Source organism: Bacillus tuaregi (assembly GCF_900104575.1).
GTDB classification, from domain to species: domain Bacteria; phylum Bacillota; class Bacilli; order Bacillales; family Cytobacillaceae; genus Bacillus_BD; species Bacillus_BD tuaregi.
This window is the reverse complement of sequence record NZ_LT629731.1, coordinates 3,826,489-3,843,646: the sequence shown is the minus strand read 5'-3', so window position 1 is coordinate 3,843,646 and position 17,158 is coordinate 3,826,489. Positions and strand designations below refer to the sequence as shown.

The window sequence follows — 17,158 nt, the reverse complement described above, 5'->3', positions numbered from 1 at the left end:
ATTGTAATTCATAGAAATAATTTATATTATTTCGCTTAATCTTATTTAAGAGCGGGGGACCCAATTTTTTCGTAGAATCTCTGCGTGGGGTGAATCCTATCTATTGGAGGGGCTTACTGTTTCCATAGTCCCAACCCGAAAGCTAACCTCGTAAGCGTTTAAAGGGAACAAGTGAATAAAGGATATAATCGTGCGAATTGACACAACCTGTGTCTTTTTTTGTTGGTCAATTTTCATTTATATCACATTCGAGGCATCCGCCGGAGGCTTAACTTCATTCCTTGGAAGTTAAATCACCTTTGTTTCCCTTGCCTAAGTATATATTTAACAACAAGAAGGTGGGGTAATGGATGAAAAAGTTTAAATTAAGTTTGGCTAATCAAATTTTTATTGGCCTTATTTTAGGTATAATTGTGGGTGGAATTTTCTACGGTAATGAAACGGCACAAAGTGTTTTACAACCAATGGGCGATCTATTTATCCGTTTAATTAAAATGATTGTTGTCCCAATTGTTTTATCAACGATTATCGTTGCCATTGCTGGTGTTGGTGATATCAAATCGGTTGGTAAGCTTGGCGGTAAATCATTGGCTTATTTTATTGGTATGACGATGGTTGCCATTGCGGTTGGCCTCGTTTCCGCTAATATCTTTCAGCCTGGCGCTGGACTAAATATGGACAGCCTACAGCAAAGTGATATCTCGGGTTATGTCCAAACATCGGAAGAGCAAGAAAGCAAGACAATCGCCGATACCCTTTTGCATATAGTACCAACAAACCCAATACAAGCGATGGTAGAAGGTGATATGTTAGCCATAATCTTCTTTGCGGTTGTGTTTGGTCTTGGAATTGCGGCAATTGGAGATACAGGAAAACCAGTACTACGGTTCTTTGAAGGTACGGCAAAAGCCATGTTCTATGTGACAAACCTTTTTATGAAGTATGCACCAATAGGTGTCTTTGCCTTACTGGGTGTAACGATTTCTAAGTATGGTTTCTCATCACTCATTCCTTTAGGAAAGCTGGCTATTACTGTTTATGGAACCATGATTTTCTTTGTGATCGTTGTGTTAGGTTTAATGGCGAAAATTGTTGGATTTAATATCTTTAAATTATTAAAGATGATTAAAGAAGAATTGATTTTAGCATTCTCAACCTCAAGTTCGGAAACCGTGCTACCGAGAATAATGGATAAAATGGAGCAAGCAGGAAGCCCGAAGCATATTGCTTCTTTCGTTATTCCAACAGGTTACTCCTTCAACTTAGATGGTTCTGTTTTATATCAAGCCATCGCATCGCTCTTTATTGCACAAATGTTTGGTATCGAACTAAGCATTGGGCAACAAATTACGTTAATGTTAGTTTTGATGGTGACATCTAAAGGAATGGCAGGAGTACCAGGTGTATCCTTTGTCGTGTTACTCGCTACATTTAGTACGATTGGATTACCTGCGGAGGGGCTAGCATTTATTGCTGGTATTGACCGTATTCTTGATATGGGACGTACCGCAGTTAACGTAGTAGGAAACTCGCTAGCAGCGATTGTTGTAGCGAAATGGGAAGGTCAATTCAATCCTCCTGTTGAAGAAGTAGAGGTAGTTAGAAAAGCTTCATAATATTTTTGGGAGTCATAAAATAGTAAAAGCACAGACCAAAGCTAATGGTTTGTGCTTTTATTTTTTCAATAGAATGAAAGTTTGGGATGAGCTTCTTTCAATGTTATATAAAAATGGGGTACACAAGTGATTTCACTGTGTACCCCTTCATCTTTCATTAAAACACCTTCGTCGTCCAATCCTCACAATTCCAAATATCGGTCGCAATTTCACGATAGAAATCAGGTTCGTGGGATACCATCAGGATACTTCCGCGATAGGCCTTTAAAGCACGCTTCAATTCTTCCTTTGCGTCCACATCTAAGTGATTGGTAGGCTCGTCTAGAATTAATAAGTTCGTTTCAGTGTTAATAATTTTACATAATCGAACCTTAGCCTTTTCGCCACCAGAAAGGACTTCGATTTTACTCTCAATATGCTTCGTCGTTAACCCGCACTTTGCAAGTGCAGCACGGACTTCGGCTTGATTCATGCTTGGGAACTCGTTCCAAATCTCTTCAATACAAGTATTGTAATTAGACTGTTTCACTTCCTGTTCGAAGTAACCGATGTATTGATAGTCACCGCGCTCCACTTTACCCGAAATGGGATTAATTAACCCTAGAATACTTTTTAATAGAGTAGACTTACCAATACCATTTGCACCGACGAATGCAATTTTTTGTCCGCGTTCCATTTTCAAATTCAGTGGGCGAGAAAGTGGTTCATTGTAACCAATAACCAGATCTTCTGTCTCGAAGATCCAACGGCTAGATGAACGAGCTTCTTTGAAATTAAACTCTGGTTTCGGCTTCTCTTTCCCTAATTCAATAATGTCCATTTTGTCGAGCTTCTTCTGACGAGACATCGCCATATTACGAGTCGCCACACTTGCCTTGTTACGAGCAACGAAATCCTTCAAATCAGCAATTTCCTGTTGTTGACGCTTGTAAGCAGATTCTAGCTGCTGCTTTTTCATTTCATATACCTTTAAGAAGCTATCATAGTCACCAGCATAGCGATTTAACTCTTGATTTTCCATGTGATAAATCAAGTTAACCACACTGTTCAAGAATGGAATATCATGTGAAATCAAGATAAATGCATTCTCGTATTCCTGTAAATAGCGCTTCAGCCATTCGATATGCTGTTCATCTAAATAGTTCGTAGGCTCGTCCAGTAATAGGATTTCAGGCTTTTCTAGCAAAAGCTTAGCAAGCAGAACCTTCGTACGCTGCCCACCGCTAAGGTCATCTACATCTCGATCGAGTCCCACATCGTCTAAGCCTAGACCACGAGCAACTTCTTCCACTTTTGCATTAATTTGATAAAAGTCATTACTATCTAACGTTTCTTGTAGCTCTCCAACTTCTTCAAGTAATGCGTCGATATCAGCGCCTTCATCACCCATTTTGGCATAAAGTTCATTGATTTCTGCTTCAGCATCGAAAAGGTATTGAAAAGCAGTACTCAAAGCTTCGCGCATCGTCGTACCTTTTTCAAGGACAGCATGCTGATCTAAATAACCAACACGAACCTTTCTTGACCACTGAACTTTCCCCTCGTCGGGCTGCAGCTTCCCCGTAACAATATTCATGAAGGTAGACTTACCCTCACCGTTTGCTCCAACTAGTCCAACGTGCTCTCCTTTTAAAAGTCGGAAGGACACATCATTAAAAATCGCACGATCACCGAAACCGTGACTTAAATTTTGTACGTTTAATACGCTCATTTTTTTAACCCCTTATCTAATGTCACATGTGGATATCTTACTAGATTTTGACTGCCTTTTCTACTTGAAGTTTTTTCTTGTGAAAAATATATAAAATGAATACTTCTACAGTTTAATAAAATGGATTGAATTATGGTATAACTGTTAAAGTAGTCGGGAAATCTTTAACTTCATTCAGCAAATGCTTTTTGTACCGAAAGCTTGCGACAGGTACAGAAGTTCTCCACTTCTACAAGTGGGGGATGAATGCAAATAGTACTTCGATCCAGTGGGGGTTTAAACCCCGGCTGAATGAAGTTAAGCCTCCGGCGGATGTCACGGATTTTTTAGGGGTAATTTATCGAGCGAGCTCGATAAAAATCCGGACCCAAATTCGACGGGCGAATTTGATACTTATTTTGAGGACCATATTTTGTCTTACATGTCCATAATGAGAGGATTTGAATATAAATGAAGGATAATTTTTGGCGTGATTTACCACGACCATTTTTTGTGCTTGCACCAATGGAAGACGTAACAGATGTTGTTTTTCGTCATGTAGTGAGTGCAGCCGGACGACCGGATGTATTTTTCACAGAGTTTACAAACTCTGATAGCTATTGTCATCCAGATGGAATAAAAAGTGTGCGTGGTCGTTTGATGTTTACAGAAGATGAGCAGCCGATTGTGGCACATATTTGGGGAGATAATCCCGATTATTTCCGTCAAATGAGTATAGGTATGGCAGAGCTAGGATTTAAAGGCATCGATATTAATATGGGCTGTCCTGTACCGAATGTAGCATCGAGAGGGAAAGGTAGCGGTCTTATTCTTCGACCAGACGTTGCAGCCGATTTAATTCAAGCAGCAAAAGCAGGAGGATTGCCTGTCAGCGTGAAAACAAGACTTGGCTATAAGGAGGTTCAGGAATGGGAGGAGTGGCTAACACATATCCTCAAACAGGATATTGCCAATCTTTCTATTCATTTACGTACAAGAGAGGAAATGAGCCAAGTAGATGCGCACTGGGAGTTAATCCCAGAAATTAAAAAATTACGTGACCGGATTGCACCAGATACACTACTAACAATCAATGGAGACATTCCTGACCGTCAAACGGGGCTTCAGCTTGCTGAACAATATGGTATTGATGGTGTGATGATTGGGCGAGGTATCTTTAAAAATCCTTTCGCTTTTGAAAAAGAGCCAAAAGAGCATAGTAGTAAAGAACATCTTGATCTTTTAAGACTACAGCTTGATCTTCAGGATCAATATGCGGAAGTACTGCCACGTTCAATGACTGGGCTTCATCGCTTTTTCAAAATTTATGTCAAAGGATTCCCTGGAGCTGCTGAACTAAGAAATCGATTGATGAACACGAAATCAACAGATGAAGTGCGTGCATTGCTGGATCACTTTGGACAAGAAGGAAGTTAATCAATAAAATATACATGTTTGTGGAGAAAAGAATATAAAAATCAGGCAACTAACCATTGTGGGGAGTTGCCTGATTTTTTAATTTTTTTAAATTATCCATTCAAAAAGTATTCAGACTTTGCTAAAATCATATTATGATAATGATAATCGTTTTCAATTAATGAGGAGTTTGCATAATATTTATAGGGGGATATGTAATGATAGAGGCAGAAATTTTTGATGTGACAATTATTGGTGGGGGGCCAGCAGGGCTATTCTCAACCTTTTATAGCGGTTTGCGTGAAATGAAAACAAAGGTTATTGAATATCAAAGCCAGTTAGGTGGAAAGGTACATGTCTATCCTGAAAAAATGATATGGGATGTTGGCGCGATGACACCTATTTTAGGAGAGAAATTAATCCAGCAGATGATTGGGCAGGCACTAACCTTTCAACCTACCGTCGTCTTAGGGGAAAAAGTTAATAAAATCGTAAAAAACAAAGACGGACTGTTTTTATTAGAGACAGAATCAGGACAGGTACATCTATCTAAAGCAGTGATTGTGACAATTGGTGGAGGGATTATTAATCCGCAGAAGCTTGAGGTTGATGGAGCTGAAACCTTTTATAGTTCAAATCTAAATTACACGATTAAATCATTAAAAAAATTCAAGGATAAGATTGTTGTAATTTCTGGTGGTGGTCATACAGCAGTTGATTGGGCTAATGAACTCGAGCCTATTGCTAAAAAAGTGTATCTTACCTATCGAAAGGATGCGTTAAATGGACACGAGGCCCAGGTATCTCAGCTATTAAATAGCTCTGTTGAGTGTTTCTTTCATACAGAAATTACGAAGCTGCTGCCCGATACTAAGGGTACATCAATTGATATGGTCGAGCTGACTAATAATCGTACAGGTGAAGTTACTTATATGACTGTAGATGAAGTGGTGGTGAACCATGGTTATGTCAGAGAAAAGGCACTCCTTGAAGAAAGTGATTTACAGATTGAAATGGTAGAGAATCACTATATTAAGGGAAATGCTTATTGCGAAACAAGTGTACCAGGCTTGTATGCGGCAGGTGATGTAATTGACTACGAGGGAAAAGTCCATTTAATTGCAGGCGCTTTCCAGGATGCGGTGAATGCCGTTAATAAGGCGAAGCGGTATATACAACCAGATGCAGAAGAAAAAGGAATGGTTTCTTCTCATAATGAGATTTTTCATAAACGGAATCGCCAGCTCATCGACAATCAAATGAAGGAAAATGTAGTTATAGGAAAATAGTTTTGATTATATCAAATCGATAAAGCAAGCAGCAAGGTGTCTTCCAGATGAAAGATAAAATAAGATTTCCAATTTTAACTTCATTCAGCAAATGCTTTTTGTACCGAAAGCTTGCGACAGGTACAGAAGTCCTCCCCTTCTACAAGAGAGGGAGGAATGCAAACTGTACTTCGATTCAGTGAGGGTTCAAACCCCGGCTGAATGAAGTTAAGCCTCCGGCGGATGTCACGGATTTTTTAAAAGGTAGTTTATCGAGCGAGCTCGATAAAAATCCGGACGCAAATTCGACGGGAGAATTTAATTAGTGAGTTTTTTCCAGCAGGTGAACATGAAGGCCTTATGGTGGATGATGCAAAAGAGATATACCATACCCTAAAGCCGTTCACCAACAGCATAGACTTTAATGAAGGTCGGGATGAAAATCATGCATCCACTGTTCCTCCTGTTATAAGTCGTGCATTCCGATTTTTATCCTTAAAATAAAGAAGGAAGAACTCAGTTTTTAGAGGGTCTCCCTTTTTATTTCTTAGACAGCCTTTACAATAAATTGTTGCAACCAGATTTCTTTGTCATATTTGGAAGGCTTATAATCTATCGATATTTTATCGGTATGCTTTAACATCAGATTGTCATAAATAAACGGAATTTCCTCGATAATTACGACATTTTCTCCTTCTTCCTGTTCTACAGGTGCGAGGGAATAACTTGCTGAGCCTCCAGCCCCACAGCCTACACCAGCTAAGTATACATAGATTCCCTTTTTGCTATTGTCTTTTTCTAATATTTTTTTAATTGTTTCTAAAGCCAGGCTACTCACAATGAATTCCATAATAGGTTTCCCTCCATATTTATTTTCTCTCTATTCATAACAGATAAATTAAATTTAGAAAATAGTAAAATACCAAATATTCCTATAATAAAGGTAACATGTTTTTTGAAGCCAATAAAATAAATAGGATTTTGACAACAAAAATAGGGGGAAACCCCTAAAAAGAGTGTTAGGCACCCAGGAATAATTTGCTTATTGCTAGGCAATAACCCCCTATGTTATTTGATAGTATTAACAAGAGGTATTATTACATAAATTTAACCGCAAAAACGATGGCGGTTTTACGCAATCACAGTTGCGGTATTAGAATAGATAATGAGGGAAAATTCTATATTAGAATACTAATCTTGATTACTTAAAAGGAGAATATCTCTTTTACAGAAGAAGTAATGTAAGGAATTTGATTAGATGATAAATTTAAATTTAATATTGAGGCAAACCATGCCATTCTTGCAGGGCATACGTTTGAGCATGAATTACATGCGGCTCGAATTCATGGAATGCTGGGCTCGGTTGATGCGAACCAAGGTGACCCTCTGCTTGGATGGGATACAGATGAATTCCCAACCGATTTATACTCGACAATCTTAGGAATGTATGAGATTTTAAAGAATGATAGCCTCGGCTCAGGTGGTTTAAACTTCGACGCTAAGGTACGAAGAGGTTCATTTGATCCTGAAGATTTATTTTTAGCTCACATTGCAGGTATGGATAGCTTTGCCGTAGGAGCAAAGGTTGCTCAAAACTTATTCGATGATGGAGTTCTAGATAACTTTATTGCCGATCGTTACAGCACCTACAGAGAGGGTATTGGTCTTGATATTGTAGAAGGAAAAGCAGACTTCCATAAGCTTTCAGAGCATGCATTAAAGCTCGATAAAATTGAAAATAAATCTGGTAGACAAGAGAATCTGAGAGCGATATTAAATCAATACTTGGTAAATGTGTACCGTGGATAAAGACAAAATCGTTGGATTACTATAAAGTAATCTAGCAATTTAAATGATCCTTGGTTGCTTGTTTAAGAGGGTGTTCCTAGTGTGGAGCTATTAGGTACCCTCGCTTTATTCATAATCAGATATTATTTGTTATTCGAATCTCGATATGGATCAATTGTTTGAATGGTTCCATCCTCGTTATGTTTAAGTTCTGTAAATTTTACACTGCGCTTATGATCAATCCCTCCGGATAAGGAGCAATCATGATAAAATAAATACCATTTGTCCTCAAATTGAACAATGGAATGATGGTTTGTCCAGCCAATAACTGGTTCTAAAACTTTACCTTTGTAAACAAATGGACCTGTTGGACTATCACCTACTGCATAGACAATAAAATGGGTTGATCCAGTAGAGTAAGAAAAGTAATACTTTCCGTTATATTTATGAACCCAAGCAGCCTCAAAAAACCTTCTCTCCTCATCGCCGGCAAGAAGGGGCTTGCCATTTTCATCAAGGATGGATATCTCCTTAGGGTGATCTTTAAATGTCATCATATCGTCATTTAATTCAGCTGCCAGTGGCCCTAGAGCTGGTTCGTCTGCAGCAGGACCTTCTGCATCAGAAACAAACGTACCTGTTTGCCATTTTTCCAGCTGTCCTCCCCAAAGCCCTCCAAAATACATATAAGCTTTTCCATCGTCATCTATGAATACGGCAGGGTCAATGCTATAGCTACCCGGAATGTAATTTTCCTCCGGCTTAAAAGGTCCGGAGGGACTTTTACTAGTTGCGACACCAATCCTGAAGATTCCATCATAATCTCTTGCTGGAAAATATAAATAGTATTTATTATTACTGTAAGCGCAGTCCGGTGCCCACATTTGTGTACTTGCCCAAGGAACATCTTTTACATGAAGGGCTTCGCCATGGTCAACACATGGAGAATTGAAATTGTCGAGAGACAAAATATGATAATCCTCCATTTTATATTGGTCACCATTATCATTAGATGGTTCATCGTGTTCAAGATCATGGGAAGGATAAACATATATTTTACCTTCAAATACATGCGCAGAGGGATCTGCTGTATAGATATGATCTACTAAAGGCTCGTTCGGTATTACCATTTTAGTCATTTTTGAACTCCTTTTTACCCTGTTTTTAATTCCTGTCATCGGCATCACTTTAAATGTAATATGTTCCATTATTAAGGTTACTATGATAGAAATAAGTGCCAGGCATCTTCCAAATATCTGGAAGGTGCCTGGCACTTACATAAAAAAATTTGCTAAAACGGTTACATTGATAAATAATATGAATATCTAGTGGGAGTCGAAGATGAAAAGATAGAGGGGAATTGAATGGCAGATTTAGTTTATAAGCAGGTTATTGATGACCTAAAAGAGAAAATTTTTGCAGGAAAATTTTCAGATTTGAAATTGCCGGATGAACGCAGCCTAAGTGAATTATATCAGGTAAGCCGAAGTTCCATTAAACGAGCCTTAACAAAAATGGCTAATGACGGTATTGTTTTCAAAAAACGAGGGTCAGGAACGTTTATTAATCCTTTATACTTGAAAAATGAATCCATTTTCAGCTATGAAGGTACAAATTTAGGGATCACTGATAATTTCCATATGAATGGAAAGAGCCCAAAGATTAGAGTTTTGAAATTTGAAGTGATACCGCCTACAGAAGAGTTACAACGTGATTTATTTCTTCAGCCTTATGATTTTGTCTATAAAATCGTTCGTTTACGACTGTTTGAAGAAGAACCATTCATGATTGAAACCGGCTATATTCCTATAAAGATTGTCCAAAATTTAAATCAAAAAATTATTGAGGGATCCATATTTCATTACCTTGAAGAGGCTCATAATATGGCTGTAACGAAATCATTTTTATCAATCTATGCAGAGCCTTCTACTGAAAATGACCAGGAGCTACTGCATTTAAAAGAACATGAGCCTGTTGGAATTATGGAGGGTATCTTTTTTCTTGATAACGGAACACCATTTGAATTTTCGCAAATGCGATTCCACTATAAGTATATGAAATTCAATACAATTGTATCTGTCGATTAAACGAACAGGACCGGAATGATTCCGAGTCCTGTTTTTTACCTTCATTCAGCAGAAGTCCTCCACTTCTACAAGTGGGGGATGAATGCAAATAGTACCTCGATTCAGTGGGGGTTCAAACCCCGGCTGAATGAAGTTAAGCCTCCGGCGGATGTCACGGATTTTTTAGGGGTAATTTACCCGAGCGAGCTCAGGTAATCCGGACGCAAATTCGACGGGCGAATTGGATTTATCATTCGATCCCGAACGGTTTGTATTGAGAAGGAAACGATGAAAGGAAAGAAGAACACTATTCATTCGTTCATAGTATGTTCATAATTGAGCAATTTTGGTACGTACCAATTATAAAAGTAATTGACTATAAAAAAATAATTGGTATGATTGTTTTGTAAACATAACTTATAAAAACTAAAGTGACTTAGGGAGCTGAAAGTAATGAAAGTGATGACAAAGCAGGTTGATTACTCGTCTAAAACATATTTAGAAAAGCTTGATGCTTATTGGCGTGCAACAAACTTTATCTCGGTTGGTCAATTATATTTAAAGGACAATCCATTATTAAGAGAACCAATTAAGGCATCAGACGTAAAGGTAAAACCAATTGGACATTGGGGCACAATCTCTGGTCAAAACTTTATTTATGCTCATTTAAACCGCGTAATTAATAAATATGATTTGAATATGTTCTACATAGAAGGTCCTGGACATGGCGGGCAGGTTATGGTTTCAAATTCGTATCTTGATGGAAGCTATAGTGAAATTTACCCGAATATTAGTCAGGATATTGAGGGGATGAAGAAATTATACAAACAATTCTCATTCCCTGGAGGAGTTGCTTCCCATGCAGCACCTGAAACACCTGGATCTATCCATGAAGGTGGAGAATTAGGTTATTCTTTATCACATGCAGCTGGGGCTGTTCTTGATAATCCAGATTTAATTGCGGCAACCGTTATTGGAGATGGAGAGGCAGAAACAGGTCCATTAGCAGCATCATGGTTTATAAATCGGTTTATTAACCCGATTACTGACGGTGTAGTATTGCCAATCTTAGATTTAAATGGATTTAAAATCAGTAATCCAACGATCCTATCTCGTCAAACGAATGCAGAATTAACCTTATATTTTGAGGGAATGGGCTGGGAGCCATTCTTTGTTGAAGGTGATCAACCTGAAGCAATGCACGTAGAAATGGCAAAAGCAATGGATGCAATCATCGAAAGAATTACCGCTATTAAAAATAATGCTCGTGAAAACAACGATTCGACTCGCCCAGTATGGCCAATGCTAATCTTCCGTCAGCCAAAGGGCTGGACAGGTCCTAAGGAATGGGCTGGTGTTCCTGTTGAAGATTCATTCCGTGCTCATCAGGTTCCAGTACCAGTTGACCAAAATCATATGGAGCATATCGACGCGTTAGTTGAATGGTTAATGAGTTACAAGCCAGAGGAATTATTTGAAGAGAACGGCCGTCTAAAGCCTGAAATAGCAGAAATCACTCCAAAGGGCAACAAGCGGATGGCTATGAATCCTGTAACAAACGCTGGAAGTCTGATTAAGGACCTACGGTTACCGGATTTCCGTGAATATGCACTGGATAATTCTGAGCGTGGAAAAGTAATCGCCCAGGATATGGCTGTATTAGGTAAATATATGAGAGATGTTATTCTTATAAATGAAGAAAATCGTAACTTTAGAATTTTTGGCCCTGATGAAACGATGTCCAACCGTTTAGGACCCGTTTTTGAAGTGACAAAACGCCAGTGGGTAGAGAAGACGATAGAACCATATGATGAGTTCTTAGCTCCTTATGGTCGTGTCATTGATTCCCAACTATCTGAGCATCAAGCAGAAGGAATGCTAGAGGGTTATGTATTAACGGGTCGCCATGGTTTCTTTGCCAGCTATGAGGCATTCTTACGCGTAGTTGATTCTATGCTGACACAGCACTTTAAGTGGTTAAGAAAAGCAACAGAGCAAGCATGGCGTACAGACATTCCATCACTAAATGTAGTAGCCACTTCAACTGTTTTCCAACAGGATCATAATGGCTATACACACCAGGATCCAGGTTTATTAGGTCACTTAGCTGATAAAAAACCAGAATTCATCCGTGAATATTTACCAGCTGATGCAAACTCATTGCTGGCTGTGTTTGACAAGGTGCTTAATGACCGTCAAAAGATTAATTTGATTGTGTCATCTAAACATCCACGTCCACAATGGTTCTCTGCTGATGAAGCACAGGAATTGGTGGATAAAGGCCTGAAGATTATTGACTGGGCAAGCACGGACCATGATGGTGAACCAGACATTGTCTTCGCTTCAGCAGGTACTGAACCAACCATCGAAAGCTTAGCGGCCATCTCTATCCTGCACGAAAAGCTGCCTGAACTAAAGATACGTTATATTAACGTTCTTGACCTATTAAGATTGAGAAGTCAAAAGCTAGACCCACGCGGTTTATCAGATGAGGAGTTTGATGGATTCTTTACAAAGGACAAGCCAGTTATCTTTGCTTTCCATGGTTATGAAGGTCTTATCAAAGATTTATTCTTTGAACGCCGCAACCATAACTTACACGTACATGGTTATCGTGAAAACGGAGATATTACTACACCGTTTGATATGCGTGTTCTAAATCAAATGGACCGATTTGATCTTGTCAAGGAAGCCGCTCTAAACTTACCAAATGCCGATAAGTACTCACATATTGTCACTGAAATGGAGAATATGGTTGAAAAACACAATCAATTCATCCGTGAGGAAGGCACTGATTTACCAGAAGTAGAGAACTGGGTTTGGAAAGACATGAAATAATGAAACAAGGCCATGGGTTTAACACCATGGTCTCTTGATTGTCCTTGTGACATTCCAATTAGAAAAATAATTTGAAAGAATACAGTTGATTTATTATAAGAAATTAGATAAAGTTTAATTAGTTGGTTCAATAAACAAACTAACTAACTAACTGACTAGAAATATAGTTATAAGTTTAGTATTAAGAGGAAGTGCATTGATGCAGTATTTCATTTCTGTTTTATTCGAAATATGAAAACGCATACAAATAAATGATATAAGGAAATGCTGCTTCACAATAAATAAAATGTAAGCAATTTGATAATGGGATATGAAAGTTAAATTAATCTCTACAAATTAGATGAAAAAGAACACAGCAGAATAGTAGCTGAATTAAGAGCGAGAGGATGATAGATATGACAAAAATTCAAAATCCAGTCTTAAGAGGTTTTAATCCTGATCCAAGTATGTGCCGTGCAGGGGATGATTACTATATTGCCGTTTCTACCTTCGAATGGTTTCCAGGTGTATTAATTCATCACTCTAAGGACTTGGTCAATTGGCAGCTTGTGGCACGCCCATTAAATCGCGTATCACAGTTAAATATGAAGGGAAATCCAAATTCGGGCGGAATTTGGGCTCCCGCTTTAAGTTATGCAGACGGAAAGTTTTGGCTTATTTACACAGATGTTAAAGTAACAGATGGTGCTTGGAAGGACTGTCATAACTATTTAGTGACTTGTGACACAGTGGATGGAGACTGGAGCGAGCCGATACGATTAAATGGCTCTGGGTTTGATGCTTCCTTATTCCATGACACTGATGGAAGAAAATATTTAGTGAATATGCTGTGGGACCCAAGAAGCTATAACCATCCATTTGCTGGGATTGTTATGCAGGAGTATTCTCATGAAGAAAAACGTTTAATTGGTAAACCACAAGTCATTTTTAAAGGTACAGACATTATGCTAACTGAAGCACCGCACTTGTACCATATCGGAGATTATTATTATTTATTAACTGCAGAGGGGGGCACTCGATATGAGCATGCTTCTACTTTAGCAAGATCAAAGAATATTGAAGGTCCATATGAGCTTCATCCGGAAAATCCGATTCTCTCATCATGGCATGATCCAAGAAATCCATTACAGAAATGCGGCCATGCTTCCATTGTTCAAACGCATACGGATGAATGGTATATCGCTCACTTAACAGGCAGACCACTGCCGCATGAAGGACAGCCAGTACGTGATAATAGAGGCTATTGTCCATTAGGAAGAGAAACGGCGATTCAAAAATTGGAATGGAGAGATGGCTGGCCGTATGTAGTGGGTGGAAGAGAGGGTTCGCTAGAGGTTGAAGGGCCTCAAATGGAAGAAGTGAAGTGGGAGCGTAATTATGAAGAGTTCGATCATTTTGACAATCCAAGTTTAAATATTCACTTCCAGTCCTTACGAATTCCATTAACAGACGATATCATGTCATTAACAGATCGTCCAGGACATTTACGTCTTTATGGAAAAGAGTCTTTAACATCAACCTTTACACAGGCATTAGTGGCAAGACGCTGGCAAGCCTACAACTTTGATGCAGGTACAAGTGTATCGTTCAGACCTGACACGTTCCAGCAGGCTGCAGGATTAGTATGCTATTACAATACTGAGAATTGGACATCTATTCAAGTCACTTGGCATGAAGAGAAGGGTCGAATCATTGACATTGTTCGTAGCGATAATTTTGCCTTTTCGCATCCGATTCAAGGTTCAGAAATTGAAGTGCCTGAAGCTGTTGAAAATGTACATTTTAAAGTGATGGTTCGTGAGCATTTCTATCAATTCTCATATTCCTTCGATGGAAAGGAGTGGAATGATCTTCCTGTGAAATTCCATTCCTACAAACTATCTGATGATTACATTCGTGGTGGCGGATTCTTTACAGGAGCATTCGTAGGAATGCATTGTCAAGATGTAAGCGGCATGGACAAACCAGCTGACTTTGATTATTTTATGTATAAGGAAATTTAAGGATATAAAGTGCCAGGCACCTTCCAGACTACTGGAAGGTGCCTGGCACTTATTCAAATTGATTGGCTTTTTCTAGAAAACTGCTGTTCAGGTATTTATTTAGGTCGATATTATTGGTGACAACCGGGTTTTCCCCGATGCTAAATTGCTCAATCAGCTTCTCCCATGATTCGTGATAAATATAGCCATAGCCCTTTTCTGATTCAATAGGAGTAGATAAATTGATAAATGTATCTAGAGTCATTTTACCGACATGCTCAACTGTGTATTCCTCAGGAAAGGCTGTGCTCATAATATCGTAGGCTACATGTCGATTATTAATGGAGTAGTCAACTCCTCGTGCAACAGCACGAGAGATTCTTTCAATAAGCTCAGGCCTTTCTTTTATGATTTTCCCATTAGCAATAATGGCCGTCGAAGGTAGAGTTTTATATTCTCTTGGTAGCAGTGACTTGGATTTGAAATCGGTTGCTTTCAATGCAATTAAGTCGTGTGCACCACCGCTAAAGGCATCGATTTCCCCGTTTTCAAATGCAGCTGAAATGGTCTCTGCATCATTTCCTATTGCACGAATCATCACATCTTGATCCGCCTCTAATCCTGCACCTGAAAGGATTGCCCGCACCATGGGTACTTCAGCGCCACCAGGATCAGTTACACCTACCGCTTTGCCGTTTAACTGACTAATATCCGTTATATTAGAATGCTTCGGAACTAGGAAATCAAACAAATTAGTTGAATTTATTTGATAGACAACCTGAATATCCATACCATTATTCCAGGCTTGAAAAAGCGATGCCACTGCTACGATGCCGATATCAGCGGTTTCGGATCCAAGCTGTTCAACTACTGAAGCCCCACCATTATTTGAAACCAATTCTACATCAAGACCTTCGTCTTCAAAAAAACCTTTCTCACGAGCAACAAATGCATAGAACATAGCAGTACTTTTTGTTGCTAATAATATCTGAACCTTCTCTAATTTGGTGTATTCTTTGGTTGTAGACGGTTGACTTACCTTATTTTCCGTACGATCTCCGCAAGCTGTAATGAGCAATAATACAATTACTGGTAAAATCAATAACAGTTTCCTCATTTTCCCCCGCTCCTGTCATATAAAAGGCAATAGAATAATCCATCATTCTAACCAATACCCTTCTCTATTTTCATTATACAGTTCATTTGTTGGTTTTTACATTTATAGTTAATTTTTTATAGACCGGAAACCTTGACTTTCCTTTGCCCAGGCATTTTCCATACAAGTGTCAGCCCAATACCAATGCTTAACACAATTGTAGAAAAATAAAATGGATAGTTTAGATCAATATCAAATAAAATTCCACCGACAATAGGACCGAAAACATTTCCTAGACTGGTAAACATCGAATTCATCCCGCCGACAAAGCCCTGTTCATTTCCGGCAATTTTAGATAAATAGTTCGTAACTGCCGGGCGTACCATATCGAAGCCAACAAACACCGTAAAAGTAACCAGGAGGATGGCGGCGTAAGAGGTAACAAGGGTCATCAAAAAGACCAATGCTGTGGATAGAATTAAGCAATATCGGATAAACCGAATGTCGCCTAACCACATGGTTAAACGGTCAAACAAGGCAATTTGTGTAATCGCACCAACAATGGCGCCACCCATTATCATAATGGCGATATCTTTGGGGGTGAATCCAAATTTATGGTCTGCAAATAAAGAAAAAAGGGACTCAAACGATGCTAGACCAAATGAAAAAATTAAGATGATCATAAAAGAAATAAAATACATTGGAGCAAAAATTCTCAATACCCCAGTTTTTTGTTCGTCAATCCCGATATTTTCAGGATTTCTTTCAGGCTCGCGTAGTGTAATAACGGATAGGATAGCTGCAAATAAGGCAAATCCTGCTGCGCAGAAAAAAGGTAAGCGAACACTTATTTCTCCTAAGAAACCCCCAATCCCCGGACCGGCGATGAATCCAGTTGATATGGCGGCAGACATATAACCTAATGCTTTCGGACGCTTTTGTATGGTTGTAATATCAGCAATATAGGCAGTGACTGCCGGCATAATAAAGGCAGCGCTAATTCCGCCAAGTATACGTGAAAAAAATAAAACCTCGACAACTTTGCCAATCCCAAATAAATACTCCGAAAGACTAAAGAAGAGAAGACCGATGATTATCATGATTTTACGGCCAAATTGATCTACCCAACGTCCAGCTATTGGGGAAACGAGTAGCTGTGCTAAGGCAAAAGCGGCCACTAAATACCCGACAACTGTACCGGAAATATATAATTCATTCATAATTGTAGGCATAACGGGAATGACAAGACTGATTCCTAAAAAAGTAAGGAAAATAATATTTAATAATATTGCAAGGGTAAATTTGTTGTTTTGTTGTTTTTGCATGCTGTTCTTCCTTTCGAATGATAACACCGTTCACTTTTATAATATAGTAATGGGTACCTATTATACTAATGAA

11 protein-coding genes, 1 pseudogene and 1 riboswitch are annotated in these 17,158 nt (G+C 38.8%); of the genes and pseudogenes, 7 read left to right on the top strand and 5 right to left on the bottom strand.

Translation table 11 applies throughout. The features are described 5' to 3' along the window. The first annotated feature begins 22 nt into the window (after positions 1-22). Positions 23-173, top strand: a riboswitch (cyclic di-AMP (ydaO/yuaA leader). A 177-nt stretch (positions 174-350) separates the two neighbouring features. Next, a complete protein-coding gene (locus BQ5321_RS20880; protein ID WP_071396309.1) occupies positions 351-1,616 on the top strand; it encodes a cation:dicarboxylate symporter family transporter in 1,266 nt (421 codons plus the stop codon). 157 nt (positions 1,617-1,773) lie between these two features. Here the strand turns inward: BQ5321_RS20880 and BQ5321_RS20875 are convergent, their stop codons facing one another. Beyond that, positions 1,774-3,327: an ABC-F family ATP-binding cassette domain-containing protein gene (locus BQ5321_RS20875; protein WP_071396308.1), complete on the bottom strand. Its 1,554-nt coding sequence runs from the start codon at positions 3,325-3,327 to the stop codon at positions 1,774-1,776. A 450-nt stretch (positions 3,328-3,777) separates the two neighbouring features. Here BQ5321_RS20875 and BQ5321_RS20870 point away from each other — a divergent pair, with 450 nt between their 5' ends. Continuing rightward, the gene (locus tag BQ5321_RS20870; protein WP_071396307.1) at positions 3,778-4,743 is read left to right on the top strand and encodes a tRNA dihydrouridine synthase; all 966 of its coding nucleotides are present in this window, start codon (positions 3,778-3,780) and stop codon (positions 4,741-4,743) included. A 197-nt stretch (positions 4,744-4,940) separates the two neighbouring features. After that, positions 4,941-6,011, top strand: coding sequence for an NAD(P)/FAD-dependent oxidoreductase (locus BQ5321_RS20865; RefSeq protein ID WP_071396306.1), 1,071 nt, complete (start codon positions 4,941-4,943; stop codon positions 6,009-6,011). A 526-nt stretch (positions 6,012-6,537) separates the two neighbouring features. Here BQ5321_RS20865 and BQ5321_RS20860 read toward each other — a convergent pair. Further along, the gene (locus BQ5321_RS20860) at positions 6,538-6,840 is read right to left on the bottom strand and encodes a hypothetical protein (protein ID WP_071396305.1); all 303 of its coding nucleotides are present in this window, start codon (positions 6,838-6,840) and stop codon (positions 6,538-6,540) included. A gap of 404 nt (positions 6,841-7,244) precedes the next feature. On the opposite strand from BQ5321_RS20860, the pseudogene BQ5321_RS20850 reads away from it, so the two are divergent. Beyond that, positions 7,245-7,799, top strand: a pseudogene (locus BQ5321_RS20850) (xylose isomerase); the annotation flags it as partial. Between the two features lie 122 nt (positions 7,800-7,921). Here the strand turns inward: BQ5321_RS20850 and BQ5321_RS20845 are convergent. After that, on the bottom strand, positions 7,922-8,917 hold the full coding sequence (locus tag BQ5321_RS20845; RefSeq protein ID WP_071396303.1) for a glycoside hydrolase family 43 protein: 996 nt from the start codon (positions 8,915-8,917) through the stop codon (positions 7,922-7,924). 225 nt (positions 8,918-9,142) lie between these two features. On the opposite strand from BQ5321_RS20845, the gene BQ5321_RS20840 reads away from it, so the two are divergent. From BQ5321_RS20840 to BQ5321_RS20830, 3 genes are all read left to right on the top strand, one after another. Beyond that, positions 9,143-9,865, top strand: a complete 723-nt coding sequence (locus tag BQ5321_RS20840; protein WP_071396302.1) for a GntR family transcriptional regulator — start codon at positions 9,143-9,145, stop codon at positions 9,863-9,865. Positions 9,866-10,297: 432 nt separating this feature from the next. Beyond that, entirely contained in the window at positions 10,298-12,682 is a 2,385-nt protein-coding gene (locus BQ5321_RS20835; RefSeq protein ID WP_200798717.1) for a phosphoketolase family protein, read from the top strand. A gap of 395 nt (positions 12,683-13,077) precedes the next feature. Beyond that, a complete protein-coding gene (locus tag BQ5321_RS20830) occupies positions 13,078-14,685 on the top strand; it encodes a glycoside hydrolase family 43 protein (RefSeq protein ID WP_071396301.1) in 1,608 nt (535 codons plus the stop codon). Positions 14,686-14,734: 49 nt separating this feature from the next. Here the strand turns inward: BQ5321_RS20830 and BQ5321_RS20825 are convergent, their stop codons facing one another. Together BQ5321_RS20825 and BQ5321_RS20820 are read right to left on the bottom strand one after the other, a co-directional pair. Further along, on the bottom strand, positions 14,735-15,781 hold the full coding sequence (locus BQ5321_RS20825) for an ABC transporter substrate-binding protein (RefSeq protein WP_071396300.1): 1,047 nt from the start codon (positions 15,779-15,781) through the stop codon (positions 14,735-14,737). 116 nt (positions 15,782-15,897) lie between these two features. Beyond that, on the bottom strand, positions 15,898-17,085 hold the full coding sequence (locus BQ5321_RS20820) for an MFS transporter (protein WP_071396299.1): 1,188 nt from the start codon (positions 17,083-17,085) through the stop codon (positions 15,898-15,900). Between the last annotated feature and the right edge of the window lie 73 nt (positions 17,086-17,158).

Coding starts and splice junctions, on each gene's coding strand:
- BQ5321_RS20880 (WP_071396309.1), top strand. CDS start 351: ATGAAAAAGTTTAAATTAAGTTTGGCTAATCAAATTTTTATTGGCCTT.
- BQ5321_RS20875 (WP_071396308.1), bottom strand. CDS start 3,327: ATGAGCGTATTAAACGTACAAAATTTAAGTCACGGTTTCGGTGATCGT.
- BQ5321_RS20870 (WP_071396307.1), top strand. CDS start 3,778: ATGAAGGATAATTTTTGGCGTGATTTACCACGACCATTTTTTGTGCTT.
- BQ5321_RS20865 (WP_071396306.1), top strand. CDS start 4,941: ATGATAGAGGCAGAAATTTTTGATGTGACAATTATTGGTGGGGGGCCA.
- BQ5321_RS20860 (WP_071396305.1), bottom strand. CDS start 6,840: ATGGAATTCATTGTGAGTAGCCTGGCTTTAGAAACAATTAAAAAAATA.
- BQ5321_RS20845 (WP_071396303.1), bottom strand. CDS start 8,917: ATGACTAAAATGGTAATACCGAACGAGCCTTTAGTAGATCATATCTAT.
- BQ5321_RS20840 (WP_071396302.1), top strand. CDS start 9,143: ATGGCAGATTTAGTTTATAAGCAGGTTATTGATGACCTAAAAGAGAAA.
- BQ5321_RS20835 (WP_200798717.1), top strand. CDS start 10,298: ATGAAAGTGATGACAAAGCAGGTTGATTACTCGTCTAAAACATATTTA.
- BQ5321_RS20830 (WP_071396301.1), top strand. CDS start 13,078: ATGACAAAAATTCAAAATCCAGTCTTAAGAGGTTTTAATCCTGATCCA.
- BQ5321_RS20825 (WP_071396300.1), bottom strand. CDS start 15,781: ATGAGGAAACTGTTATTGATTTTACCAGTAATTGTATTATTGCTCATT.
- BQ5321_RS20820 (WP_071396299.1), bottom strand. CDS start 17,085: ATGCAAAAACAACAAAACAACAAATTTACCCTTGCAATATTATTAAAT.